This window comes from Streptomyces kryoterrae, assembly GCF_054072135.1.
On the sequence record NZ_CM133358.1, the window covers coordinates 9,656,105 to 9,679,973 of the forward strand.

Below are 23,869 nucleotides of genomic sequence, written 5' to 3' on the forward strand. Positions count from 1 at the left end.
GACAAGGAAACCAAGGACAACCATGCGCACCCTCAGCCTCCGCAGCAGATTCCTCCGCGGCGTCTCCGCTTCCGCAGCCGTCGTCTCCCTCGCCGCGGGACTCGCCGCGTGCGGGGGCGACAGCGACGCCGCCACCAAGACCGACAGCGCGCCGGCCGGGACGGTCACCGTCGGCGCCCTCTCCAACGGTGCCGCCAAGGAGACCCAGCTGAAGGTCACCGAGGTGAAGTCGATCAGCGCCGAGCTGCCCAAGGCGGTCGCCGACAGCGGCAAGCTGGTCATCGGTGTCGGCGCGCTGCCCGCCGGGTTCCCGCCGCTGGCGTATGTGGGCGACGACCAGAAGACCCTCACCGGTGCCGAGCCCGACCTCGGCCGACTGGTCGCGGCGGTTCTCGGACTGAAGCCGGAGGTGAAGAACTCGACCTGGGAGAACCTGTTCGTCGGGATCGACAGCGGCAAGGTCGACGTGGCGTTCTCGAACGTCACCGACACCGAGGAGCGCAAGAAGAAGTACGAGTTCGCCTCCTACCGGCAGGACAACCTCGCCTTCGAGGTGCTGAACAAGAGCACCTGGAACTTCGACGGCAACTACGAGAACCTCGCCGGCCAGACCGTCTCCGTCGGCGCCGGCACCAACCAGGAGAAGATCCTGCTGGAGTGGAAGGCGAAGCTGGCGAAGGAGGGCAAGAAGCTCACCGTCAAGTACTTCCAGGACAACAACAGCGTCTACCTGGCGCTGTCCAGCGGGAAGATCGACGCCTACTTCGGCCCCAACCCCGGTATCGCATACCACATCACCCAGGTCGCCAAGACGCCCAACCCGACCCGCAACGCGGGCAAGTTCTCCGGTGCGGGAGAGACTCTCCAGGGTCTCATCGCGGCCACCGCGAAGAAGGACAGCGGGCTGGCCAAGCCGGTCGCGGACGCGATCAACCAGCTGATCAAGGACGGCCAGTACGCCAAGTGGCTCGCCGCCTGGAACCTGTCCAACGAGGCCGTCAGCACCTCCCAGATCAACCCGCCCGGGCTGCCGCTCGACAACTCCTGACCGTCACCCGTCACAGGGACTCCGCCGTGCCACGGCGGAGTCCCGGCCGCGCCCGACCGCGTTCCAAGTACATGTTCCAGACCTGCGTTCCAGATATGCGTTCCAGATACGGAGACTCGCACCGACATGTCCATCAGCGTCCACCACGCCACGTCCCCGAGCCCGACGGAACCGCACATCCTGGACAACGCCGCCTGGGCCGCGCTGACGGGCCCGCACGCCCATCTCGCCGAGCGCGTCGGCCGGGCCGCCCGCTACCCTATCGACGTGTCCCCGTTCGCCGCGCTGGAGGACCCCGCCGACCCCCGCGCCTGGGACGACCTGGCCGCACTGGTGGGACCCGGCAACGTCATCCCGGTCACCGCGGTCCAGGCCGTACCCGACGGCTGGGAGGTCGAGCAGATCGGCGACGGCGTCCAGCTGGTCGACACCGCCCTGTACGCCGAACCCGCACCCGAGGCCGTACGGCTCGGCCCCGCCGACGTACCCGAGATGCTCGACCTGGTCGCCCTCACCCAGCCGGGTCCCTTCCTGCCCCGGACCGTCGAGCTCGGCACCTACCTCGGAATCCGGGACCACGGGCGGCTGATCGCCCTGGCCGGCGAACGCCTGCACCCACCGGGCTGGACCGAGATCAGCGCGGTCTGCACCCACCCCGACCATCGAGGCCGGGGCCTGGCCACCCGACTGGTCCGCGCGGTCGCGGCGGGCATCAGGGAACGCGGCGAAACCCCCTTCCTCCACGCTGCCGCCGCCAACACCAACGCGATCCGGCTCTACGAGTCGATCGGGTTCACCCTGCGCCGCCGCACCCGGTTCGCGCTCGTACGCACGCCGGGCAGGGCGGAGTAGGAAGAGCAGGACACCGGACAACCGGAAGAAAAGGCATGGCCGTGCGGTTGTGACTGCTGACGCGTGAACGGCAGCCCTACGGGTCCCGCGAGCGCCAGGTCGAGAAAGAACCCGGGTTCACCGGGCCGGAATGACGGAGGTGAGTCGGATGCGTCCAGTGTCGCGTCACCGCGCCGTTAAACCCGTCCCGCCCCGCCGCCTGTACCTGTACTCCCGGGCGCACATCGACCTGTTGCGCGTGGCCGGCGCGCTCTGTCGCTCCTGACCTGGAGTTCTCACAGCCGCACCCTTCACGTACGAGGGCCGGCTCTCTCGTCCTTTCGTACGGTCGATCAGGAAGGCGTCACTCTCGTGTCCTTGTCATCCTCTCCTCTGCATCTCGCTGTCGCCCTGGACGGTGCCGGCTGGCATCCGGCCGCCTGGCGTGAGCCCGTGGCCCGGCCGCGTGAGCTGTTCACTGCCCGGTACTGGGCCGATCTGGTCGCGGAGGCCGAGCGGGGGCTGCTCGACTTCGTGACCGTCGAGGACGGTCTCGGTCTCCAGTCCTCGCACCTCACCGAGCCGGACGGCCGCACCGACCAGGTCCGGGGCCGTCTGGACGCCGTCCTGATCGCGGCGCGGGTGGCCCCGCTGACCCGGCACATCGGCATCGTCCCGACGGTCGTGGCCACCCATACGGAGCCGTTCCACCTTTCGAAGGCGATCGCCACCCTCGACTATGTGAGCACCGGCCGTGCGGGTCTGCGCGTGCAGATCACCGCCCGCCAGAACGAGGCCGCGCACTTCGGCCGCCGTGCCTTCCCGCCGTTCCGCCTGGAGGACTACAACACGCCCGCCGTGCAGGAACTGGTCGCGGCCCTCTTCGACGAGGCTGTCGACTATGTGGAGGTGGTGCGTCGGCTCTGGGACAGCTGGGAGGACGACGCGGAGATCCGTGACACCGCCACCGGCCGTTTCATCGACCGGGACAAGCTGCACTACGTCGACTTCGAGAGCCCGCACTTCAGCGTCAAGGGTCCCTCGATCACGCCTCGCCCGCCGCAGGGCCAGCCGGTCGTCACGGCTCTGGCCCACGCGACGGTTCCCTACCGGCTGGTGGCCCGCTCGGCCGACGTCGGCTACGTCACCCCGCACGACGCCGGCCAGGCCCGGGCGATCGTCGAGGAGATCCGCACCGAGCAGTCGGCGGCCGGCCGCGCCGGTGAACTCCTGCACATCTTCGGGGACTTGGTCGTCTTCCTCGACGACACCGAGGCCGCCGCGACATCCCGCCGGGAACGCCTGGACGGCCTCGCCGGATACGCGTACACGAGTGATGCCCGGATCTTTGCCGGTACGCCCGCGCAACTCGCGGATCTGCTGGAGGAGTTGGCGTCGGCGGGGCTGTCCGGGTTCCGGCTGCGGCCGGCCGTCGCCGGGCACGACCTCCCGGCGATCACCCAGGGCCTGGTTCCCGAACTCCAGCGCCGTGGCCTGTTCCGCCAGGCCTACGAGGCCGACACCCTGCGCGGACTGCTGGGGCTTTCCCGCCCCGCCAACCGCTACGCGACCACGGCCACTGCTTCCGCTGCTGTCAGCGCCTGAACTGGAAGGACCGTACGACCATGAGCAAGCCGCTGAAGCAGATCCATCTGGCCGCGCATTTCCCCGGTGTCAACAACACCACCGTGTGGAGCGACCCGCAGGCCGGCAGCCACATCGAGTTCAGCTCCTTCGCCCACTTCGCGCAGACGGCCGAACGCGCGAAGTTCGACTTCCTCTTCCTCGCCGAAGGCCTGCGGCTGCGTGAACAGGGCGGCAGAATCTATGACCTGGACGTCGTGGGACGGCCCGACACCTTCACCGTCCTGACCGCGCTCGCGGCCGTCACCGACCGGTTGGGTCTGACCGGGACGATCAACTCCACGTTCAACGAGCCCTACGAGGTGGCCCGCCAGTTCGCCAGCCTCGACCATCTCTCCGACGGCCGCGCCGCCTGGAACGTGGTCACCTCCTGGGACGCCTTCACCGGCGAGAACTTCCGCCGCGGCGGCTTCCTGCCCCAGCAGGAGCGCTACGCACGGGCGAAGGAGTTCCTGCAGACCGCGGGCGAGCTCTTCGACTCCTGGCACGGCGAGGAGATCCTCGCCGACCAGTCGAGTGGCACCTTCCTGCGGGACGCGAAGGCGGGTGCGTTCGTGCACCAGGGGCAGCACTTCGACATCGAGGGCCAGTTCAACGTGCCCCGCTCCCCGCAGGGCCGCCCGGTCATCTTCCAGGCCGGCGACTCCGACGAGGGCCGCGAGTTCGCCGCCTCCACCGCCGACGCCATCTTCAGCCGCTACGCCACCCTCACCGAGGGCCAGGAGTTTTACACCGACGTCAAGAACCGCCTCGCCAAGTACGGCCGCCGCCCGGACGAGCTCAAGATCCTGCCCGCCGCGAGCTTCGTGCTGGGCGACACGGACGCCGAGGCGGAGGAACTCGCCCGCGTAGTGCGCCGCCAGCAGGTCAGCGGGGCCACCGCGATCAAGCACCTGGAGTTCGTCTGGAACCGGGACCTGTCCGCCTACGACCCCGACGGCCCCCTCCCCGACATCGACCCCGACCTCGGCGAACACACCATCGCCCGCGGCCGGGCCCAGGTGAGGATGTACCGCGATCCCCTGGCCACCGCCCGCGAATGGCGCGAGAAGGCACAGGCCAACAACTGGTCCATCCGCGACCTCGTCATCGAGACCGGCAACCGCCAGAACTTCGTCGGCTCCCCGGAGACGGTCGCCGCCACCATCAACGACTTCGTCCAGGCCGACGCCGGCGACGGCTACATCCTGGTCCCGCACATCACCCCGACCGGCCTCGACACCTTCGCCGACACCGTCGTCCCGCTCCTCCAGGAACGCGGCGTCTTCCGCACCGAGTACGAAGGCACCACCCTCCGCGACCACCTCGGCCTCGCCCACCCCGACGAGGTGCGCAACAAGCGTGCGGCGTCATGAAGTTCCTGTCCATCACACTGATCGTGCACGCCCCGCACCCGGTGACCGGCGTGCGGAAGTCCACTCAGGACCGCTTCCGCGAGGTGCTCGACAACGCGCTCCTCGCCGAGGAGTTGGGCTTCGACGGCTTCGGCGTGGGGGAGCGGCACGAGCGGCCCTTCATCTCCTCCTCGCCACCCGTCGTCCTCAGTCATATCGCCGCCCTCACCTCCCGGATCAGGCTTTTCACCGCCGTCACCACGCTCAGCCTCCTCGACCCGGTGCGGGCGTACGAGGACTACGCGACCCTCGACCATCTCTCCGGCGGACGCCTCGAGCTCATCATCGGCAAGGGCAACGGGGCCGCCCAGCGGGACCTGTTCCAGGTCACTCCCGACGACCAGTGGGAGCGCAACGCCGAGAGCTACGAGGTGTTCCGCAAGATCTGGCGCCAGGACAAGGTGACCGCCTCGACCCGCTTCCGCCCGGAACTCAAGGACGCGGAAGTGTGGCCGCGTCCTCTCCAGCAGCCGATCCGGGTGTGGCACGGCAGCGCGACGAGCAAGGAGTCGGTCGACCTCGCAGCCCGCTACGGCGACCCGCTCTTCTCCGCCAACGTCACCAACCCCATAGAGCCGTATGCCGAGTTGATCCGTTACTACCGTGAGCGCTGGGAGCACTACGGCCACGATCCGGCCGACATCGCGGTCGGCGCGGGGACGGCGGGCCTGTACACGGCCCGCACCTCCCAGGAGGCGATCGACGCCTACCGGCCCGTGTTCGAGGGGAACCTGGAGTTCCAGAAACGGCTGGGCCTGGAGCCGGTGTTCTCGACCCTGGAAGACTTCGTGGAGCGCAGCTCGGCGCTGATCGGCAGCCCCCAGCAGATCATCGAGAAGGTGCACCGCTACCACGAACAGTTCGGGCACACCGTGCTGCATCTGCACGCGGACGCAGGGGGATTGACGGACCGTCAGCACCGGGACTCCCTCGAACTCTTCCAGTCGGACATCGCGCCGGTACTGCGCCGCGAGATCCCCGACCCGCCGTTCGACTGGGGCCCGGTCCTCGCCGAGCCTGCGCCCAGCCCCGTGTCCGCCGATCACCGAGCCGACCACTGAGGAGTCCTCCACCCATGTCCGACATCCCCCTCGGCGTCCTCGACCTGGTCCCGATCTCGTCCGGTTCCACCGCCACCGAGGCGCTGCGCAACTCCATCGACCTGGCCCGGCAGGCCGAGAGCTTCGGGTACGCCCGTTACTGGTACGCCGAGCACCACCTCAACCCGGGCGTCGCCGGCACCTCGCCCGCGGTCGTCCTCGCCCTGACCGCGTCCGCGACCTCGACCATCCGGCTCGGCTCCGGTGCCGTACAGCTGGGTCACCGCACAGCCCTGTCCACGGTCGAGGAGTTCGGCCTGATCGACGCACTGCACCCCGGGCGTCTGGATCTGGGCCTCGGCCGCTCCGGCGGACGCCCGCCCGGCGGGCCCGCCACCCCGGTTCCGAACGCGACCGAGGTGGTCGACGGCCGTGCCCCCAACGGCCTGCGCATCCCGCCCCGGTTCTCCTTCGAGCATCTGCTCGGCTCACCGCGTATCGCGCTGCAGCGCAAGCTGCTCCTGCTGCCGAAAGCCGAGTCGCAGGACTACGGCGAGCAGATCGGCGACATCCTGGCGCTGCTGGCGGGCACGTACCGCTCGGCGGACGGCGTCGAGGCCCATGTCGTGCCGGGCGAGGGTGCCGACGTCGAGATCTGGATCCTGGGCAGCAGCGGCGGCGAGAGCGCCGAGGTCGCGGGCCGCAACGGTCTGCGGTTCGCGGCGAACTACCACGTCAGTCCGGCTTCGGTGCTGGAGGCCGCGGAGGGCTACCGGGCCGCGTTCCAGTCCTCCGACGTCCTGGACAAGCCGTACGTCAGCGTGTCCGCGGACGTCGTGGTCGCCGAGGACGACGAGACCGCCCGCGAACTCGCCACCGGCTACGGCCTCTGGGTCCGCAGCATCCGTACCGCCGAGGGTGCGATCCAGTTTCCGACGCCCGACGAGGCGCGCGCCCACGTATGGTCCGACGGGGACCGGGCCCTGGTCCAGGATCGACTGGACACCCGGTTCGTCGGTTCCCCGGGCCGGGTCGCCGACCAACTGGAACAGCTCCGAGAGGCCACCGGCGCCGACGAGTTGCTGATCACCACGATCACCCACGGCCACGCGGACCGGGTGCGGTCCTACGAGTTGCTGGCCGAGGAGTGGCGCAAGAGGTGAGGCGCCGGCGGCGTCACGACTGCCGGTGTGTGCGCTGTGCCAGGCCGGCGCACAGCCGGGTCAGGCGGTCGATCTCGGCGTCGAGGGCCGCGATCCTGCGGTCGACCACCCCGGCGCCGGGAACGTCGGAGTCGGGGTACCCGCACCGGCGTTGCGGATTGTCGACCAGCAGGCCGAGCCGGTCGGCGAAACCGCGCAGATCCGCGACGGTGAGCCCGAGCGCCAGCAGTTCACGGATGACGCGGACCCGGGCGACCTCGTCCGGCCCGTACTCGCGTTGCCCGGTGGCGGTGCGCCGCGGTGATGGCAGCAGGCCGCGCTCCTCGTAGAACCGCAGTGCCCGTGGGGTGGTCCCCGCCGCTGCCGCCGCATCCCCGATCCGCATTCCTGCCCCCGCACCTCAGTCTCCGTCGTCGTGACCGGGCGCGACGGCGCGTCACGTCGGCGGCAACTCCACGACGACGGTTCCGAAGTGCCGCCCCTCGAACAGTTCCTGCAACGCCCGCGGTGCCTGATCCATGCCCGGGATCCGTACATGCGGGAAAGTGATCTCACCGGAGCGCAGCCACTCCCCGAAGGGCTTGGTCCACTCCGCGACCGCCTCGGGATGGTCCTGGCCGCTGTAGCCGCACAGTGAGACGCCCTGGTTGACGAGCCGGAAGGTGTCGATCTCCGCAGACGCGCTGCCACCGTCCCCGTCCGGCGACAACTGGCCTGCCAGCGCGCCGACCAGGGCGAAACGGGCCCCCCGCCGCGCGGCGCGCACAGCCGCGGCCAACTGCTCGTCGATCGACCAGGACCCCGGCACCACTACCGCGTCGTAGCCCAGTTCGGCCCGCAGTCGCTCCGCCTTGGCCGGTGAACGGGTGCTCCCGATGACCACAGAGGCGCCCAGCAGACGTGCGACGGGGCCCGCGAGTGTTCCCACGGCTCCTGCCGCGCCCGTGACGAACACGGTGTCGCCGGGGCGGACTTGAGCGAGCCGGGTCAGTGCTCCGTAGGCGGCCGACCCGGACGACAGGTGGGCCACCGGGTCGGGCAGGACATCGCCCAGCGGAGTGCAGTCGGCTGCCGCCAGGAGTGCGTGCTCGCGCCACCCGAGCAGATGCATGACCGTGTCTCCCGGGCGCAACGGACCCCCGGGCGGGGCGGCGACGACCTCTCCGACAGCGGGCCCGAACAGCGTGTCGCCGACGTGGACGCGTGGCAGCGGTACGCCGTCGGCCTGACCGCCGATCAGCGTGCGCAGCCCGGGAAACACGAGGAAGTACCGGTTGCGGACGACGACTTGCCCCGGACCGGGGACCGGCACCGGCTTCCGCGCCATCGTGAAGTGCTCAGGCCCTGGGAGCCCAGCGGGGTTGTCGGCCAGCAGGATCTCGCGGGTCGTGGAGGGCAGGACTGTTGCCATGTCGGGGGCTCCTGAATGGATTCGAGGGTGAGCGCGGGCTGTGACGTGACAGTGGGGACCGGTCCGGCCGTCGGCGCGCAGACGCTAACCCCTGACGTGCGCGTCAGGGGCAAGTAGCGCGAACGCTCCGTTGACACCACCGGCCCTACGTGTTTGCATCCCGCCATGCCGTTGTCGGAGCCCCTGACCCGCCGCCGCGCCGTGGACCTCGTCCGCGTCGCCGCCGCGCTGTGTCGGACGACCGGCTGATCGCGCGCTTCCTGACGTCCGCGTCAACCGCCTTTTGAGGCAGGCCAGTTGCCGTAGGGGGATTCGATCACCCGGGGGTACTCCGCTGTGGTGATCCCGGCAGCCAACTCGGCCTGCTGGGCGAGGGGATACAGCCGGTCCGAGCTCACTCCGGCGACCAGCGTCCTGGCGGTCACGCGGCGCAGCGCCGCGCGTGTACCGCCGCGACCGCGGCCGATGTCATGTGTGTTCATGGCGTCGGCCAGCACGACATAGCTGCCCGCGTCGAAGCGGCGCACCAGCTTGGCGGCGTGGTGGTCGAGGTAGGACTGGACCTGGTACCGGCCGCCGTTCCAGGGGTCCTCCGCACCCTGGGGCGTGCGGCCGAAGCGGACCTGCAACTCCGGCTCGCTGCGGTAGGTGACATGGGCGAGACGGCGCGCCAGGCCGAGCCCGGCATGCGGGCCGTGGCCCGTGTCGTGGTAGTCGCCGCCGCGCCAGTTAGGGTCGCTGCGGATGGCGTGGAGCTGGATGCCGGCCCAGGCGATCTGCTCCGCGCTCGCCGCCGCCGTGGTGGCCAGCAGGAGGAGCGCGCTCGTGCGTTCCGGGTACGACACGGCCCACTCCACGGCACGCATCCCGCCCATGGAGCCGCCGACCACCAGGGCCCAGTGGTCGATGCCGAGCGCGTCGGCAAGGCCCAACTCGGCTGCCACCTGGTCGCGTTGGGTGAGTACGGGGAAGGTACCGCCCCAGTGGCGTCCGTCGGGACGCGTCGAGGACGGGCCGGTACTGCCCTGGCAGCCGCCCAGCACGTTCGGGGCGACGACGAACCAGCGGTCCGTGTCCAGTGCCAGCCCGGGCCCGATGAGCCCGTCCCACCAGCCAGGGGTGGGGTGTCCGGGTCCGGCCGGTCCGGAGACATGGCTGTCACCGGTGAGCGCGTGGAGTACCAGTACGGCGTTGGAGCGGTCGGGTGCGAGCCGCCCCCAGGTCTCGAACGACAGCCGTGCGCCGGGCAGTTCACCTCCCGCCTCCAACGGCAGCGGCTTCTCCCGCACATGCCATTGGCGGCGGCCCGGCGGATCCCCCTCCCGCCAGGCCCCGGAGGCCGGCGGGAGGGGGACCTCGGAGGTCGTCGGTACGGTGTTCAGGACGCGCCCTTCGCCGCCCGGAAGCCGGACTCCAGATCCGCCTTCAGATCGGCGAGGTTCTCGATGCCGACCGACAGCCGGACCAGGCCGGGCGAGGTGCCGGCGGCCGCCAACTGAGCCTCGTCCAGCTGGCTGTGGGTGGTGGAGGCCGGGTGGATGATGAGGCTGCGTACGTCGCCGATGTTGGCGAGATGGCTGAACAGCTCGACGGCGTCGACGAACCGCTTGCCGGCCTCGACCCCGTCCCGCAGCTCGAAGGCCAGGATCGCGCCGGCGCCGCGCGGCAGATAGCGCTGCCCCGCCTCATACCACCGGTTGGACTCCAGACCCGGGTAGTGGACGGCGGCGACCTCGTCGCGCTGCTCCAACCACTCGGCGAGGGCTTGGGCGTTGGCGGAGTGCCGTTCGATGCGCAGGCTGAGCGTCTCCACGCCCTGCAGCAGCAGGAACGCCGAGTGCGGGGAGAGCGCGGGGCCGATGTCGCGGAGCAGCTGGACGCGGAGCTTGATGGCGAAGGCGCCCGGGCCGAGCGCGGGCCAGTACCGCAGTCCGTGATAGCTGGGGTCCGGCTCGGTGAAGTCGGGGAAGCGCTCGGCGTGCGCGCCGAAGTCGAAGGTGCCGCCGTCGACGACGACACCGGCGATGGTGGTGCCGTGGCCGCCGAGGAACTTGGTCGCGGAGTGAACGACGATGTCGGCGCCGTGTTCGAGGGGCCGCAGCAGATACGGGGTCGGCACGGTGTTGTCCACGATCAGCGGGACGCCCGCCTCGTGCGCGACGTCGGCGACAGCCCGTACGTCGAGCACGTTGCCGCGCGGGTTGCCGAGGGTCTCGGCGAACAGGGCCTTCGTGTTGGGCCGGATCGCCGCTCGCCAGGCCTCGAAGTCGTCCGGGTCGTCGACGAAGGACACCTCGATGCCGAACTTGGGCAGGGTGTGGCGGAACAGGTTGTACGTGCCGCCGTACAGGGATGTGCTGGACACGATGTGGTCGCCCGCGCTCGCCAGCGTCAGGATGGTGAGGGTCTCCGCGGCCTGCCCGGAGGCCAGGGCCACCGCGGCGACGCCGCCTTCCAGCGCGGCGATCCGCTGCTCGAAGACGTCCTGCGTCGGGTTGTGGATACGGGTGTAGATGTTGCCCGGCTCGGCGAGTGAGAACAGGTCGGCGGCGTGCTGGGTGTCGCGGAAGACGAACGACGTCGTCTGGTAGATCGGCGTCGCCCTTGCCCCGGTCGTCGGGTCCGGCGCGGCACCGGCGTGGATCTGCTTGGTCTCGAACGACCAGGCCGAGGTGTCGGGGCGGGCTGGCTCGTCCTCGGGGGTGTGGCCGGCGGTGACGGCGTCGATCGGCTGGCTCATGGTTCTCCCTTGTGCGGGGCGTGCGGGATGCGTGAAGAAGCCGCGCGACGGCTGCCCGCGCCGGAAGACGACAGGGCGGGGGCAGCGCGGTGCGCGGGTGAAGAGGGGGGATCAGGTGCCGGAGCGCGAGGTCAGCTCAGGGCCGAACAACTCGTGGTGGTGACACGCACGTAGTCAACGTGGCGGCGGGTCACAAGCACGGTCATGGGCTCAGACAACCACACATGGTGACGCCGCACCAGCACTTCGAGGGAGGCCGGACTTCGGGTGTCCGGGCAGGTGTCGGGCCGACCCGGTGGCCGTCTCACCCGTCGGGACAGTTGTTGGCCGCACCCGCGAGCGTGTGCTTTGATCCGCCCATGGAGACCACTGGCCAGGCACACACGGTGCTGCTCGACCCGTTCTGGGTGAGCCGCCGCGCCGACCAGTTCGACGAGATATGTCGTTGACCGCCGTCTGACGGTTCGCGATCTCGCCCCTCCCCTTTTCCCTCGGCTTCCCCCGTTTTTCTCCGACCCGCTCCCGGCGCACCTCCTCCGCTCTGTCGTCAAACGGCCGTTCCCGTACGGCTGTTGCCACGCGCGCCGCCGCGTATGGGTCCGCTGCCGCCGCGAAGGACACCTATGGCACAGCCCACCGCCCTTCCCCTCATAGACATCTCCCGGCTCCGTGATCCCGGCACCGACCGCGACGCCTTCCTGGCCGAACTCCGTGTCGCCGCCCACGAAGTGGGGTTCTTCTACGTCATCGGACACGGCGTTCCCGTGTCCGTGCGGGACGATGTCCTGCGTGCGGCCCGTGCCTTCTTCGCTCTTCCGGAAGAACAGCGGCTGGAGATCGAGAACCTCAACTCACACCAGTTCCGCGGGTGTACGCGCACCGGCACCGAGTACACGGCCGGCAGCGCCGACTGGCGCGAGCAGATCGACATCGGTCCGGAGCGCGCGGTCGTGGACGTCGGCGCCGGTGATCCCGACTACCTCCGTCTCGTCGGGCCCAACCAATGGCCGTCCGCACTACCGGAGTTGCGCGACGTCGTGCTGCGCTGGCAGGCGGAGGCACTGCGGGTGAGCCGGGAGGTGCTGCGGGCGCTGGCAGCCGCGCTCGGCCAGGACGAGGGCTACTTCGACCAGTGGTTCGACGACGAGGCGGCCGTGCACGTGAAGATCGTGCACTATCCGCCGCGCCCCGCCGCCGACGCCGACCAGGGCGTGGGCGCACACAAGGACTACGGCTGTCTCGCCCTGCTTCAGCAGGACGACGTCGGCGGGCTCCAGGTCCAGCGCGACGGCGGCGGCTGGATCGATGCCGTACCCAGCAGATCGCCGACCACATCGAGGAATGGTTCCACGGCCGCGCCGCCGACGGTTTCAACGTGACCTTCCCGTATCTGCCCGGCACCCTGTCCGACTTCGCCGAGCTGGTCGTCCCCGAGCTGCGCCGCCGGGGCCTCTTCCGCACCCACTACACGGGCACCACCCTGCGAGAGCACCTCGGCCTGCCACGGCCGGCACGGCTCGGGTGAGAGCCGAGACAGCGCGAGGCGTCGACGGGATCAGCGGTCGAGGTGCGCGGTGAGGAGGTCGGAGTCGGTGGTGATGAGGCAGGCGGCGCCGGTGACGTGGACGGTGGAGCCGTGGACCGCCACGGCGTCCCCTGGCCGGTGTTGCTCCTCGCGGGCGGCGAGGTCTACGCCCGTTTCCGCGCCGAGCGGGAACGCTCCTACGCCACCACCCGACGCGCCGCCGACCACGCCGACCACCTCGGCCACACCGTCAAGACCTTCACGCGCGCCTGCACGGCCGCCACCGGCCAACCCGTCAAGCACGTCATCGACGGCCGTGTCGCCCTGGAGGCCCGGCGGTTGCTCGCCCACACCGACGAACCGGTCGCGACCGTCGCCCGCCGTCTCTGCTTCCGCGAAGCCGCCACCTTCGGCAGGTTCTTCACCTGCCGCACCGGAGTCACCCCGGGCGCTTTCCGTCACGCGCGTCAGAGCCACCGGCGAGGAGGACGCCGTCCGGTGACCCGCCGGTCGGCCGGCCCGCGCCCGTCCGACGGTGACCGTGTCGATGCCGGGTGAGGCGGGCTCGTAGGGGATGTCGCGAATGCGGCGACGGCCCTGAGGCCGCCGCCGCATGTTCGGTGCAGTGGCGCGGGTCAGCGCTTCGTGTAGATGAAGCCGAGCTTGTCGATCTCGTCACCGGAGCGCCCGTGGAACCCGGCGAGCTGCCATCCCGACGGCGCGGTGCGCGTCACACAGTCGGACGTGGTGCTGCCGCCGGCCAGGGTGCGGCCGAGGTTCGTGGCGAACTTGGCGTAGAAGATCCGGGTGTGGCCGTCCTTCTCCGCCTGGCACAGCTGGGCGGAGGTGACGTATTCGCCGCTGCCCAGCGTCAGCGACGACGCCGTGCCACCGGTGCCGCCGTGGGTCAGGGTCCGGCCGTTGTCGAGGGTCAGGGCGACGCTGTCGACGCGGGAGCCGCTGCGCAGCGTGAGGCTGACGGGGCGGGCGCCCGCCGGTACGGCGTCGATGTCGTTGTAGTAGTCGCCGTGCGGGCCGCCGAACTGGTCGCTGAGCTGGAAGGCGGCGTTGCGCGCCCAGGTGAAGCCGACCGAGACCGGGTCGTGGTCGGAAAGCATCAGCCCGGCGTCCGTGAGGAACTTGGCGTGCTCGTTGTTGTAGGACGTGGCGTTGAGCGAGACGAGTCTGCTGCCCCGGTACAGGACCTTGTCGACGATCTCGCAGGTGTTGGGGACAGTGGTTCCGGTCTGGTCGCAGACCAGGGCGTCGGCGCCCTTGGTGGGCGGGATGCCGCCGCGGATCAGCTGGACCCAGGCGTCGGTCAGCCCGTTGGCGGCACCGAACTCGGCGATGGTGTCCGCGGAGCGGGTGTACCGGGTGTTGGTGTCACCCATGACCACGACCGCGTTGCCGACGGAGTGGGTCTTGATGAAGGCGGTCAGCTGGCTGAGGTTGTCGGCGCGTGAGGCCTCGTCGCCGTCGTTGGTGCCGGCGTTGGTGTGCAGGTTGTAGAAGTCGACGTAGACGCCCTCGGCGAGGCGCTCACGCATGAAGGTGAACCCCTTGGGCGTCAGGCAGTCACCGGAATCCCACTGACAGGAGTTCCAGTGCACCCGCTCGAAGTCGTCCTCGTCGTAGGGGAGTTCGGACAGGGTGTTGAGGCCGCTGCCGATGGCGGCGCCACCGCTGGTGGGTGTGCGGTAGGCGTGCGCCGTGTCCGCGGCGTAGAGGTAGGCGTGGTAGTTGAAGTCCTCCTCGACGTGCACGATGTCGTACGGCGCGATGCGCCGGCCGATGGCCGTGGTGCTGGTGTCGCGCGGTGTGGACGCGCTGGAGAGTATCGAGGGCAGGCCCGCGACGTTGTAGGTGAGGGTGCTGAAGGACCCGGAGGCCGGGTCCGCTGCCGCTGCTGGGGACGCGGTCGCGGCGAACCCGCCGCAGGTGACGGCCGCGGCCGTGAGGCAGGTGAGAAGACGGCGCATGAAGCGGAACTCCTGTGAAGTGGGGAGTGGCAGCCGGAACCTACCGCCGGTAACGCGCTTCTGTCGCGGGCTGGGGCGGGGGAGATCGAAACTTGACCGAGTGGTCTGGGCCAGGAGCCTCGGCAGCGGTGTCAACGGCGGGGGTGACCCTCAAAAAGCTGCCGGACGGTCGCAGGATTGGTGACCATTTGGCTCAGGGTTCCGGCGGAGTTCATGAGCGGGAGAGAAGCATCGGCGGCGCTGGTTCCACCGCCCCTGGGCGACAACCTGAAGGTCCAGTCACCGCCCAGCGGAGACATGCGACTCCTTCGCTGCGCGAAAGTATCGTTGTTGACCGACCCGGAAAGTATGTTGTGCGAAAGTGAGGCTAGGGGATGGGGACCGACCACCGTGCCGGACAGCCGATCAGAGACACCATCCACGGGCGACACGGGCCGCACAGAAGAGCAGCGCACGAGCGGTGAAGGACCAGCGGTGGTCACCATCGCGTACATCGCCGAGTCCGCCGGCGTCTCGGTGCCCACCGTGTCGAAGGTGCTCAACGGCCGGTCCGGGGTGTCGGAGGAGACGCGGGCCCGCATCGAGGAGCTGATCCACCGGTACGGCTACCGCAAGCCGCCGAAGAACCGCAGCAGACTCGTCGAGCTGGTTTTCCGCGAGATGGAGAGCATGTGGGCCGTGGAGATCATCCGCGGTGTCGAACGGGTGGCCCGGAGGAACAGGGTCGGTGTCCTGGTGCCGGAGTTCGGTCTCCAGGACACTCCGGCGAGGACCATCGACGACACCCTGGAACGCCGTCCGCAGTGCGTCCTGTCGGTGGCGCAGCTTTCGGAGGTGGAACGGGCCCAACTGAAGGCGAAGGGCATCCCGTTCGTCGTCTTCGACCCGAACGGAGAGCTCCCCGACGACGTACCGTTCGTGGGAGCCACCAACTGGAGGGGCGGCCACGCCGCGACCCGCCACCTCGTCGGGCTGGGGCACCGGCGCATCGCCATGATCAGCGGACCTGATCATCCTTTCTGTCTCGCGCGGCTGGCCGGCTACACCTCCGCACTCACGGAAGCCGGCCTGCCGATGGATCCGGATCTGGTGGTCAAGACCCTCCTCACCCGCGAGGACGGCTACACGGCGGCACGCGATCTGCTCTCCCGGCTTGAGCGTCCCACTGCCGTCTTCACCGCCAACGACATGCAGGCCATGGGCGTCTACAAGGCCGCGCGTGAGATCGGGCTGAGCATCCCGCAGGACCTGAGCGCGGTGGGCTTCGACGACGTACCGGCTGTCGCCTGGGTGGACCCGCCTCTGACCACCGTTCACCAGCCCCTGGCCGAGATGGCGGTGGCCGCCACGGAACTGGCACTGGCACTGGGCCGCGGTGAGGACGTGCCCCAGGCGGGCGTGGAGATCGCCACCACCCTCACCATCCGCGAGAGCACGGCCCCACCGAAGAGCTGAGCGGACCGGGGCAGAACCCCGGGTGCCGGCTGGGCACCCGGGGCGAGCGGCCGTCCGTCAGCCGACGGTGCCGGTCACCGAACCTCCGGACTTCGTCACGCGGTACGTCACGGTGGCACCGCTCCAGAAATGGAAGACGAGCGTCGCCTGCGCGTTGTCCCGCAGTGAGTTGACGAACTTCGAGGTGAGCAGGAGAGCGTTGCCCGGGTAGTCGGGGGAGAAGGCTTCGTTGAACTCCTGGTACGGAGTCCAGTCCGTCGGGCCGGCGTTGCCGCCGTCCGCGTACGTGGCCTCCATGGTCGCCAGCAGGTCACCACGGAACCGGGTGGGGATGGTGACACCGTTGGTGTTGCCGGTCGCGTTCGAGAGGGTCGGCCTGTCGTACGTGGTCACGTGGATCTTCCAGGGCAGACCCCGGTTGAACCGGGCCTCGACGGTCGCGTTCACTCCGTAGGCGCGGTCGCCGGTCAGCCGGGTGAGAGCGGTGGCCGTGAGCGTGAGCCGGTTGCCGGAGACGGTGTAGTCCCGGCCCTGGGCGAGCCTGGTGTTGCCCTGCCAAAGCCCCTGGAAGCTGACGCCGTTCGGGTTCAGGGTGAGCGTCCCGGCGGTGATCGCACTCGACTTCGCGAGGAAGACCCGGTCCGAGGAGGCGGTTCCCGAGCGGGTGGCCCAGCTCGACTTGATCTGGTTGATGAGGGCGGGGTCGCGCCACTGGAACGTGGTGCGGTTCAGGAAGTTGAAGGCGTCCCACAGGGCCGTGGTCACTCCGGCCGTGCGGGCTTCGTAGCCGAACTGCTCGAAGTACTTGAGCGCCTCGCCCAGTTCGACGCGGTCGGGATGGTTGTGGTCGGGGTAGTTCAGCAGGCCGTACTCGCCCAGGTAGACGGGGATGCCCTTGGAGGTGAGGGTGTTGCGGATCCGGGAGAAGGTGTCGGTCATGTCCTTCTGCGCGGTGGCGTCGAACTGTGTGCCGCCGGCGATGTTCACGCTGAACGGGTACCAGCCGTAGAAGTGCACGGTGGCCACCAGGTTGGGGTCGTTCAGCGACTTCATCTCGGTGGCCAGGATGTCCAGGAAGTCCTGGGCGGCGTTGGTGTGGAGGGTGGGCAGCATGAGCAGCCGGGTCGCGTTGTTGCCGCCCGACTGGCGTACCAGGGCGTGGAACGCGGTGTTGAGTTCGTTGTTGTACTGGTTGCCCTGGGCGTCGGTGGTGTTGTTGAACTGCGGCTCGTTGTTGCTCTCGAAGAGCAACGCCTGCGGGGAGTCACGGAACCTGTCCGCGATCTGGGCCCAGGTGGCCTTGAAGCGGGCCAGGACGTTGTCGTGGTCGGTGGGCATGGTGGCGATCCACTGCCACGAGTCGTGGTGGACGTTGAGCACGACATGGAGACCGTCGGCCAGCGCCCAGTCGACCACCTGCTTGACGCGGTTCATCCACGTCGCGTCGATCGTGTAGGGGGCGGTGGCGGACTGGTGGCCGCCCCAGGTGACGGGGAGCCGGACACTCCGGAAGCCCTGGGCCTTGATGGTGTCGAACAGGGCCTTGGTGACCAGCGGGTTGCCCCACGAGGTCTCGTCGGGGATGGCGTCGAGGGTGTTGCCCAGGTTCCAGCTGGGCTGCATCGCGGCCACCGTGTCCACCGGGGCGGCGGCGAGCTTGACCAGCGGAAGCCCTGTGCGGGACGCGTCCTTGTGGCTCGGTACGGCGAACGCGGTGGTGGCGGTCAGCCCGATCGCGGCGACCAGTGCCAGGAGGAGGCCGAACAGACGGCCGGGGCCGCGACTGCGGCGGAAGCACCAGGTGGGGTGTTGCGTTCCCTTCATCCTTGATCCTTCTCTGTTGGCCGAGCGGAGGTCCGCTCGTGGGTGTGGGGGGATGGCGCGGCACGTGGTCGACGGGGGCGCGCGGCGTCGGCTCAGGGGGCGAGCGGCTCGTAGTCGAACCAGTCGAAGTGGACCGTCCCGGACGAGGCGTACATGCCGATGACCCGACCGGTGAAGCCACCGGCCACCTCGGTCGACAGATAGCGGCCGTCGAGCGTGGCGAGCTCGCTGAACGTGCCGTCCGGCTCCTCGAAGCCGAGCGTGAGGGTGTCGGGCCCGGTGCGCGCGTCCCGGGGAGGAGTGGCGGTCACGCGGACGCCGAGGACCACCGGCCCGGCGGGCACGGACCGAAATCCCACGACGGTGCGCAGCGGTCCGATACGGCTGAGGACGCGCACCTCTCCTTCGGACGACGCCTCGATCTCGTAGTGGTGCTCCTCGTCCAGGCGCACGGCGAGGCCGCCGCGCCCTTGCGCCGGGTCGACCCGGGTGCGCGCCTCGCACGTCAGGTGCTGCTGGCGGCGGCCGACGAACACGACGTCCGGCTCGTCCAGGGAGCCGCCCCGGGCGCGCAGGGTCAGCCGGCTCGACTGTTCCCTGGTGGTGCAGTGTTCCGCCGGACGGTCGCGCACGGAGATCCAGTGCGGCCGCAGTTCGCCGAGATCGAAGTCGTCCCGGACCGCCTCGACGGGGCCGGGGACGAGCGGCCAGGAGGGCGCGGGCAGTTCGGGTGTCACCTCGCCGACGACGGGCCAGCCGTCCACCCACTCGACCGGCGCCAGGAAGGTCTCACGGCCCAGCACGTGCCAGCCCGGGCTGCCGCCGCGCGGCCGGACGCCCAGGAACACCATCCACCACGAGCCGTCGGGCCGCTGGACGAGGTCCGCGTGGCCGGTGTTCTGGACGGGGTGGTCGGTGCCGCGATGGGTGAGGACCGGATTGTCGGGGCATGGCTCGAACGGGCCCGTGGGCGTCCGTCCGCGGGCGATCGAGACGCCGTGGCAGCGTTCGGTGCCGCCCTCGGCGATGAGCAGGTACCAGTAGTCGCCGATCCGGTACAGGTGCGGTGCTTCCGGGGCCTTGGCGCCGGGGGCGCCGGACCAGAGCGTGTGCGGTGGTCCGAACGTCTTCCCGGTGTACGGGTCGATGCGGACCTGCGAGACCCCGGCGATCGTGCACCAGCACGTGCCGTCCTCGTCCCAGGCCAGGTCCGGGTCGATGCCGGGGACCCCGGGCAGACGGACCGGGTCGGACCAGGGCCCGGCGGGGTCGGTGGCGGTGAACAGCATGTTGCCGCCGCCCTCGGTCACATGGGTGACGATCAGCCAGAAGCGGCCGTCGCGGTGGCGCAGGGTGGGGGCGTAGATGCCGCCGGACGACGGTGTGCCCGTCAGACGGAGCTGGCTCGGCCGGTCGAGGGCGTTGCCGATCTGCGTCCAGTGCAGCAGGTCGCGGCTGTGGAAGACGGGGATGCCGGGGAAGTACTCGAAGCTGGAGCAGACGATGTAGTAGTCGTCGCCCACACGGCAGATGCTGGGGTCGGGGTGGAAGCCGGGGATGACGGGATTGGCGAAGGTGACGGCCGCCTGCTGCGTCTCTGACACTCGGGCAAGTCCTTCCGGGGGCGCGGTTGTCGTGGTCCGGCGAGCCGGTCGGCGGCGGTTCGCTGTCCCCGCGGGCGGACAGCGTCCACCGTCTCCGCCGGTGAGGCTTCTGCGGTTCAACTCATTGGTCATGGCGGCGGCCCTTCTCCCTCTGAGTGTCGAAGCGCTTCACCTGGCGGCGTACGTTAATGACATGTTTCTCGCGAAACAAGGGGCTGAAAGCCGGGAAACTTTCTGATCTACGTGTCATCGACAGTCCGTGGGGCCAGTGGCAGCGTCGAAGCGCTTCAACAATCCGCACCCAGCCTGCTTAGGGGTCTGCCTCGTGGGTTCTCCGTCCCGGTCCGCCGCCCACCGCCCTCCGTTCCGTGACCCGGCGCTGCCGGTCGACAAGCGTGTCCACGACCTGCTCGGACGGCTCACGCTCGACGAGCGGATCGCGCTGCTGCACCAGTAGGCGCCGGCCGTCGAGCGCCTCGGCCTCGCCACGTTCCGCACCGGCACGGAGGCGCTGCACGGTGTGTCCTGGCTCGGCGAGGCGACCGTCTTTCCACAGGCCGTCGGGCTGGGCGCGACCTGGAATCCCCTTCAGCGCCCATGGTGTCGCTGTGACTTGCATTGTTTTCATCGCAGAGGTGCACACAAAAATCTCCCGTGCGCCGGTTCGCACACCTCTGCGATCATCCCCGAATGGCGCACAGTCTCGAATCGCTGGTCATCCGGCACACCCACCGCCTTCCCTCTCCCAAGGGCTCCGCCGGTGAAGGAGCCACCGCCGCGCGGCAGTTCGACGCGGCGCTGACATCCGTGGGCTTCAAGCTCTCGGCGGAGCTGCTCGAGCGGCTGTCGAGGCTGTCCGAGGCCGCCGTCGTGCACACCGCCAGGCGGACGCTGCGCACCGTGAGCGAGATGGTGGGTGACCACGTCCGGCACAACTCGTACTTCATCGACTTCCCGGCGAACGTGCCGGACACCGAGGAGTTCTGGACGCGGTGCGTGGCGAAGGCGCTCGACGACGACGCATCGCGCGAGAACGTGCTGACACAGCTGGCCCACGGGGTGCTGGACCTCCTCAGCCTCCCGACGTACGGCCGCTGTCAGCACACCTACGAGGAGATGCTGGCGGCGCAGGACGAGCTGATCGCCTCGGCGGCCGACCGGGTGACCGTCCTGCACCTCGGGCGGGACCTGGCCGACGAACTCACGGACCTGTACCTGGCCTTGGCGGGCAGCAGGACGCCACTGGGCGAGGACCACCTGCGCGACCTCGGGACCCTCGCCGAGCAGTGCGCGCTCGGACCCCAGCCGGAGTCGATCCCTGTCCGGGAGAACCGGGCGGTCGTCAACGAGGCCCGGCTGGCCGTCGGCGCGGACCTCCTGTTGGACACCGTCACCGATGTGCTGCGACTGGCCTGCGCGCTGTCGGGCGGCGACGTGACGCTGCAGGAGCCGACCCGGTTCCGGGCGCTCTCGCGGCCGGCCCGCCGTGCGCTGCTCGCGGGCCTCGACGCCGTGGTCGCGGCGAACCCCGCGAAACTGGCCGATGTGCACGCGCACCGCGAACCCTTCAAGCGGCTCGGTGAGCGTCTCCACCCGCACGAGTACCCGCGCTGGCCGCACGCCGCCGATGTGTTCGCCGTGGCGCGGGGCGAGAAGGAGGCGCGGTCCTTCGACAGCCGGGTGGAGAAGCTGCTCGACGAGTCCGACGTACTCGGTGCGGTGCGGCTGCTGAAGGCCGCTCCCGGCAAGCTGTTCCGCGCCCTGGACTTCCTGCTGCGTGTCGCCGCCGACCAGGAGGAGCGGGACGCGGTGGTCGCCGCCGCGGTGCAGGTCGCTCCCGAGGTCTCCGGCAGGGTCGTCCTCTCGCTCCGCGAGCACTTCCACAACCGGGGCCGGGAGACCGACGAACCCCGCGTCTTCGTCAACCGCCGAGGTCGCGGCTGGGTCTGCGCCGATCACCGGCCGCCCGTGCCGGCCCCGGACCGCGACCGCCTGATCGCCGCCCTCGACGCCGAGACGCGTCGTCGGCTCCCGACGCCGGGCCGACTGCTGATCGACCCCGACGTCCGCGACGTGGCGCTCCCGCTCAGCGGCAGGGCGACCGCGTCCGGGTTCGGCGTGCTGCCGCGAGGCTCGGTCTCGTCGGTCGACGGTGACCAGCTGCGCTTCTTCGTGTACTGGAAGGAGGCCGCGGCGCGGACCGACTACGACCTGTCGGCGCTGCTCCTGCACGCCGACTACAGCACCGACTCCTGGCTCTCCTACACCGCGCTCAGGGCTGTCGGGGGCCGGCACTCGGGCGATGTCACCGAGGCACCCGACGGGGCCTCGGAGTTCATCAACCTGTCCCTGGACCGGGTACGCAGTACGTTCATCGTTCCGCAGGTCAACATCTACGCGGGGGAGGGTTTCGAGGAGGTCGAGGAGTCGTTCTTCGGTTTCATGCTGCGCGACGGTGAGCGGAAGGGCCGGCCGTTCGAGCCGCGCACGGTGCGGATGAAGTCGGAGCTGCGCGGCGTGGGTCGAGTCGCACTGCCGCTGGTGTTCCGGCGCGAGGACGACGGCCGGTGGCGTGCGAAGTGGCTGCACCTCTACCTGAAGGGCATCTCGTCGGCCAATCAGGTCGAGGAGAACCAGGTGTCGGTGGCCAAACTGGTGCGCGCCGTCGTCGAGCGCGAGCAGCTGACGGTGGGGTACCTGATCGACCTGATGTCGAGCGGCACCACGGCGCTGGACGTGGACCTGTGGGACGGCGGGCAGGTCCCGGACGAGCCGGTGACGTACATCGGTCTCGAACGTCCCGAGGGGCTGCACCCGGACTCCCGAGTCATCACCCTCGAAAATCTGCGCGACTTGATCCCGGCTTGAGTGCTAGCGTCGCCCTTGGCGAGGCCATGAAGGGGCTTCCTTCTCATTCACTCTCAATGACCCAAGTCCTTTCGCTTTCCTCGCCCTCGAACTCCCCTGGGAGGCGCCCATGTGGCGCCTCCCAGGTTTCGTGTGTGCCCCCTCGTCCTCGTGCGTCAGGCAGCCTGAGTCAGTTCGGCGCGGCCGAACAGCAGGGCCTAGCCGCACGGGAGTTGGGTGAGGATGCGGCTGAGGAGTTCCTCGCCGGCGAGCTGGCCCACGACGCGGAAGACGGTGCCGGTGTCCCAGCGGGTGGTGGCCGCCGTGCCGCCGGTGCGGGCAGCGAGGTCCTTGACGAAGCCCCAGCCGGTGAGGGCTTCGGTGGCGGGGATCTCCGCTGTCAAGGTGACGGCGGCCTCGAACGGCAGTCTGGCCGCCAGTTCCGCGCGCTCGTCGCCCGTGAGCTGGCGCCCGAGGGCGGCCAGCACGGCACGCACGGACTCCGCGGCCTGTGCGCGGGTGGGGTACGCGCCTTCGTAGCGCACTCTTTCCAGCATCTGCTCGAACGACATGGCCGCAGTGGATCGGCACAGTTCCTGCTGGGAAATCATCGGTGACGCGGCTGCCTTTCTCGTCCGGAGTGCGGAGTGCGGAGTGACGGTGGGTCGGTGGCTGAGAGCTCCTCTCCCGGCCACCGACGTCGCCCGATAGGGAAGGGGTGTCGGTGACTGCGGGCCGTACCGGTTGGGTGCGGCCGAACGACAGGCCGCAGCCCGCCGGCGCCGGTGGAGGACGGGGAAGTGGCCCCGGAGAAGGCCGCCTCCCCGTCTCCACCGTGGCTGGGAGAGGGCTCAGCCCCTGATCTCCTGGTGCGCGGAGCCGCCGCCGATGGCGACCTTGCGGGGCTTGGCGCGCTCGGCGATCGGGATACGCAGGGTCAGTACACCCGCGTCGTAGTGCGCCTTGATGCGCTCGGTGTCCAGGGTGTCGGCCAGTACGAGCTGGCGGGAGAAGACGCCCAGAGGCCGCTCGGAGAGTTCCATCTGTACGTCGTCCGCCTTGGCGACAGGCCGCCGCTCGGCCTTGACGGTCAGCATGTTCCGCTCGACGTCGATGTCGATCGCGTCGGTCGAGACACCGGGCAGGTCGAGGGCGATCACGTACTCCTCGCCCTCACGGTAGGCGTCCATCGGCATCGCCGACGGCCGTGACCAGGTGCCGGTCGTGTTCAGGAGCTGCTGGGTGAGCCGATCAAGCTCACGGAAGGGGTCAGTGCGCATCAACACTGTGGAACACCTCCATTGTTCAGGTCAGGCAGTTGCTGCCAATGCGTTCACCCACCACTGTTGTAACATGTCATC

20 protein-coding genes and 3 pseudogenes are annotated in these 23,869 nt (G+C 69.9%); 14 read left to right on the forward strand and 9 right to left on the reverse strand.

All coding sequences use genetic code 11. From position 1 onward, the window contains the following. Nucleotides 1–22 precede the first annotated feature (22 nt). From ACW4TU_RS43255 to ACW4TU_RS43285, 7 genes are all read left to right on the forward strand, one after another. Nucleotides 23–1,048: an ABC transporter substrate-binding protein gene (locus tag ACW4TU_RS43255; RefSeq protein WP_457422740.1), complete on the forward strand. Its 1,026-nt coding sequence runs from the start codon at nucleotides 23–25 to the stop codon at nucleotides 1,046–1,048. A 126-nt stretch (nucleotides 1,049–1,174) separates the two neighbouring features. Beyond that, on the forward strand, nucleotides 1,175–1,900 hold the full coding sequence (locus tag ACW4TU_RS43260) for a GNAT family N-acetyltransferase (protein ID WP_457422742.1): 726 nt from the start codon (nucleotides 1,175–1,177) through the stop codon (nucleotides 1,898–1,900). Between the two features lie 148 nt (nucleotides 1,901–2,048). Then, entirely contained in the window at nucleotides 2,049–2,165 is a 117-nt protein-coding gene (locus ACW4TU_RS43265) for a putative leader peptide (protein ID WP_457422744.1), read from the forward strand. An 86-nt stretch (nucleotides 2,166–2,251) separates the two neighbouring features. Continuing rightward, a complete protein-coding gene (locus ACW4TU_RS43270) occupies nucleotides 2,252–3,484 on the forward strand; it encodes an LLM class flavin-dependent oxidoreductase (protein ID WP_457422746.1) in 1,233 nt (410 codons plus the stop codon). 20 nt (nucleotides 3,485–3,504) lie between these two features. Beyond that, the gene (locus ACW4TU_RS43275) at nucleotides 3,505–4,878 is read left to right on the forward strand and encodes an NtaA/DmoA family FMN-dependent monooxygenase (protein ID WP_457422748.1); all 1,374 of its coding nucleotides are present in this window, start codon (nucleotides 3,505–3,507) and stop codon (nucleotides 4,876–4,878) included. Then, the gene (locus ACW4TU_RS43280; RefSeq protein ID WP_457422750.1) at nucleotides 4,875–5,978 is read left to right on the forward strand and encodes an LLM class flavin-dependent oxidoreductase; all 1,104 of its coding nucleotides are present in this window, start codon (nucleotides 4,875–4,877) and stop codon (nucleotides 5,976–5,978) included. The genes ACW4TU_RS43275 and ACW4TU_RS43280 overlap by 4 nt, the downstream gene beginning before the upstream one ends. Nucleotides 5,979–5,992: 14 nt before the next feature. After that, complete coding sequence (locus tag ACW4TU_RS43285) at nucleotides 5,993–7,120, forward strand: LLM class flavin-dependent oxidoreductase (protein ID WP_457422752.1); 1,128 nt, start codon at nucleotides 5,993–5,995, stop codon at nucleotides 7,118–7,120. Between the two features lie 13 nt (nucleotides 7,121–7,133). Here ACW4TU_RS43285 and ACW4TU_RS43290 read toward each other — a convergent pair whose 3' ends face one another. Both ACW4TU_RS43290 and ACW4TU_RS43295 read right to left on the reverse strand, forming a co-directional pair. After that, nucleotides 7,134–7,505, reverse strand: a complete 372-nt coding sequence (locus tag ACW4TU_RS43290; RefSeq protein WP_457422754.1) for a MerR family transcriptional regulator — start codon at nucleotides 7,503–7,505, stop codon at nucleotides 7,134–7,136. Nucleotides 7,506–7,556: 51 nt separating this feature from the next. Then, nucleotides 7,557–8,531 carry an MDR/zinc-dependent alcohol dehydrogenase-like family protein gene (locus tag ACW4TU_RS43295; protein WP_457422756.1) on the reverse strand — a complete coding sequence of 325 codons (975 nt, stop codon included), beginning with the start codon at nucleotides 8,529–8,531 and terminating at the stop codon, nucleotides 7,557–7,559. 165 nt (nucleotides 8,532–8,696) lie between these two features. Between ACW4TU_RS43295 and ACW4TU_RS43300 the strand changes: the two genes are divergently transcribed. After that, complete coding sequence (locus ACW4TU_RS43300; RefSeq protein WP_354775551.1) at nucleotides 8,697–8,780, forward strand: putative leader peptide; 84 nt, start codon at nucleotides 8,697–8,699, stop codon at nucleotides 8,778–8,780. Nucleotides 8,781–8,803: 23 nt separating this feature from the next. On the opposite strand, the gene metX is transcribed toward ACW4TU_RS43300, so the two are convergent. Then, complete coding sequence (metX, locus tag ACW4TU_RS43305; protein WP_457430597.1) at nucleotides 8,804–9,913, reverse strand: homoserine O-acetyltransferase MetX; 1,110 nt, start codon at nucleotides 9,911–9,913, stop codon at nucleotides 8,804–8,806. After that, a complete protein-coding gene (locus ACW4TU_RS43310) occupies nucleotides 9,910–11,271 on the reverse strand; it encodes a bifunctional o-acetylhomoserine/o-acetylserine sulfhydrylase (RefSeq protein ID WP_457422758.1) in 1,362 nt (453 codons plus the stop codon). Before ACW4TU_RS43310 ends, metX begins: the two co-directional genes overlap by 4 nt. Nucleotides 11,272–11,894: 623 nt before the next feature. On the opposite strand from ACW4TU_RS43310, the gene ACW4TU_RS43315 reads away from it, so the two are divergent. The 3 genes and pseudogenes from ACW4TU_RS43315 to ACW4TU_RS43325 all read left to right on the forward strand — a co-directional run. Beyond that, nucleotides 11,895–12,650 (forward strand): isopenicillin N synthase family dioxygenase, encoded by a 756-nt coding sequence (locus ACW4TU_RS43315; protein WP_457422760.1) that lies wholly within the window; start codon nucleotides 11,895–11,897, stop codon nucleotides 12,648–12,650. Next, nucleotides 12,587–12,796: pseudogene (locus ACW4TU_RS43320) on the forward strand (nitrilotriacetate monooxygenase); the annotation flags it as partial. The gene ACW4TU_RS43315 and the pseudogene ACW4TU_RS43320, both read left to right, overlap by 64 nt. A 150-nt stretch (nucleotides 12,797–12,946) precedes the next feature. Next, nucleotides 12,947–13,354 (forward strand): annotated as a pseudogene (locus ACW4TU_RS43325) (helix-turn-helix domain-containing protein); the annotation flags it as partial. A 77-nt stretch (nucleotides 13,355–13,431) separates the two neighbouring features. Here the strand turns inward: ACW4TU_RS43325 and ACW4TU_RS43330 are convergent. Next, nucleotides 13,432–14,778, reverse strand: a complete 1,347-nt coding sequence (locus ACW4TU_RS43330) for a jacalin-like lectin (protein WP_457422762.1) — start codon at nucleotides 14,776–14,778, stop codon at nucleotides 13,432–13,434. Between the two features lie 348 nt (nucleotides 14,779–15,126). Here ACW4TU_RS43330 and ACW4TU_RS43335 point away from each other — a divergent pair, with 348 nt between their 5' ends. After that, a complete protein-coding gene (locus ACW4TU_RS43335) occupies nucleotides 15,127–16,233 on the forward strand; it encodes a LacI family DNA-binding transcriptional regulator (RefSeq protein WP_457422764.1) in 1,107 nt (368 codons plus the stop codon). A gap of 57 nt (nucleotides 16,234–16,290) precedes the next feature. On the opposite strand, the gene ACW4TU_RS43340 is transcribed toward ACW4TU_RS43335, so the two are convergent. Together ACW4TU_RS43340 and ACW4TU_RS43345 are read right to left on the reverse strand one after the other, a co-directional pair. Continuing rightward, nucleotides 16,291–18,057 (reverse strand): cellulase family glycosylhydrolase, encoded by a 1,767-nt coding sequence (locus ACW4TU_RS43340; RefSeq protein ID WP_457422766.1) that lies wholly within the window; start codon nucleotides 18,055–18,057, stop codon nucleotides 16,291–16,293. 92 nt (nucleotides 18,058–18,149) lie between these two features. Continuing rightward, on the reverse strand, nucleotides 18,150–19,661 hold the full coding sequence (locus ACW4TU_RS43345; RefSeq protein ID WP_457422768.1) for a glycoside hydrolase family 43 protein: 1,512 nt from the start codon (nucleotides 19,659–19,661) through the stop codon (nucleotides 18,150–18,152). 325 nt (nucleotides 19,662–19,986) lie between these two features. Here ACW4TU_RS43345 and ACW4TU_RS43350 point away from each other — a divergent pair. Together ACW4TU_RS43350 and ACW4TU_RS43355 are read left to right on the forward strand one after the other, a co-directional pair. Then, nucleotides 19,987–20,247 (forward strand): annotated as a pseudogene (locus ACW4TU_RS43350) (hypothetical protein); the annotation flags it as partial. A gap of 104 nt (nucleotides 20,248–20,351) precedes the next feature. Then, entirely contained in the window at nucleotides 20,352–22,529 is a 2,178-nt protein-coding gene (locus ACW4TU_RS43355) for a TerD family protein (RefSeq protein ID WP_457422770.1), read from the forward strand. A 197-nt stretch (nucleotides 22,530–22,726) separates the two neighbouring features. Here the strand turns inward: ACW4TU_RS43355 and ACW4TU_RS43360 are convergent, their stop codons facing one another. Then, the gene (locus ACW4TU_RS43360) at nucleotides 22,727–23,080 is read right to left on the reverse strand and encodes a DUF2267 domain-containing protein (RefSeq protein WP_457422772.1); all 354 of its coding nucleotides are present in this window, start codon (nucleotides 23,078–23,080) and stop codon (nucleotides 22,727–22,729) included. A gap of 279 nt (nucleotides 23,081–23,359) precedes the next feature. Continuing rightward, nucleotides 23,360–23,794 carry an Hsp20/alpha crystallin family protein gene (locus ACW4TU_RS43365; protein WP_457422774.1) on the reverse strand — a complete coding sequence of 145 codons (435 nt, stop codon included), beginning with the start codon at nucleotides 23,792–23,794 and terminating at the stop codon, nucleotides 23,360–23,362. Nucleotides 23,795–23,869 lie beyond the last annotated feature (75 nt).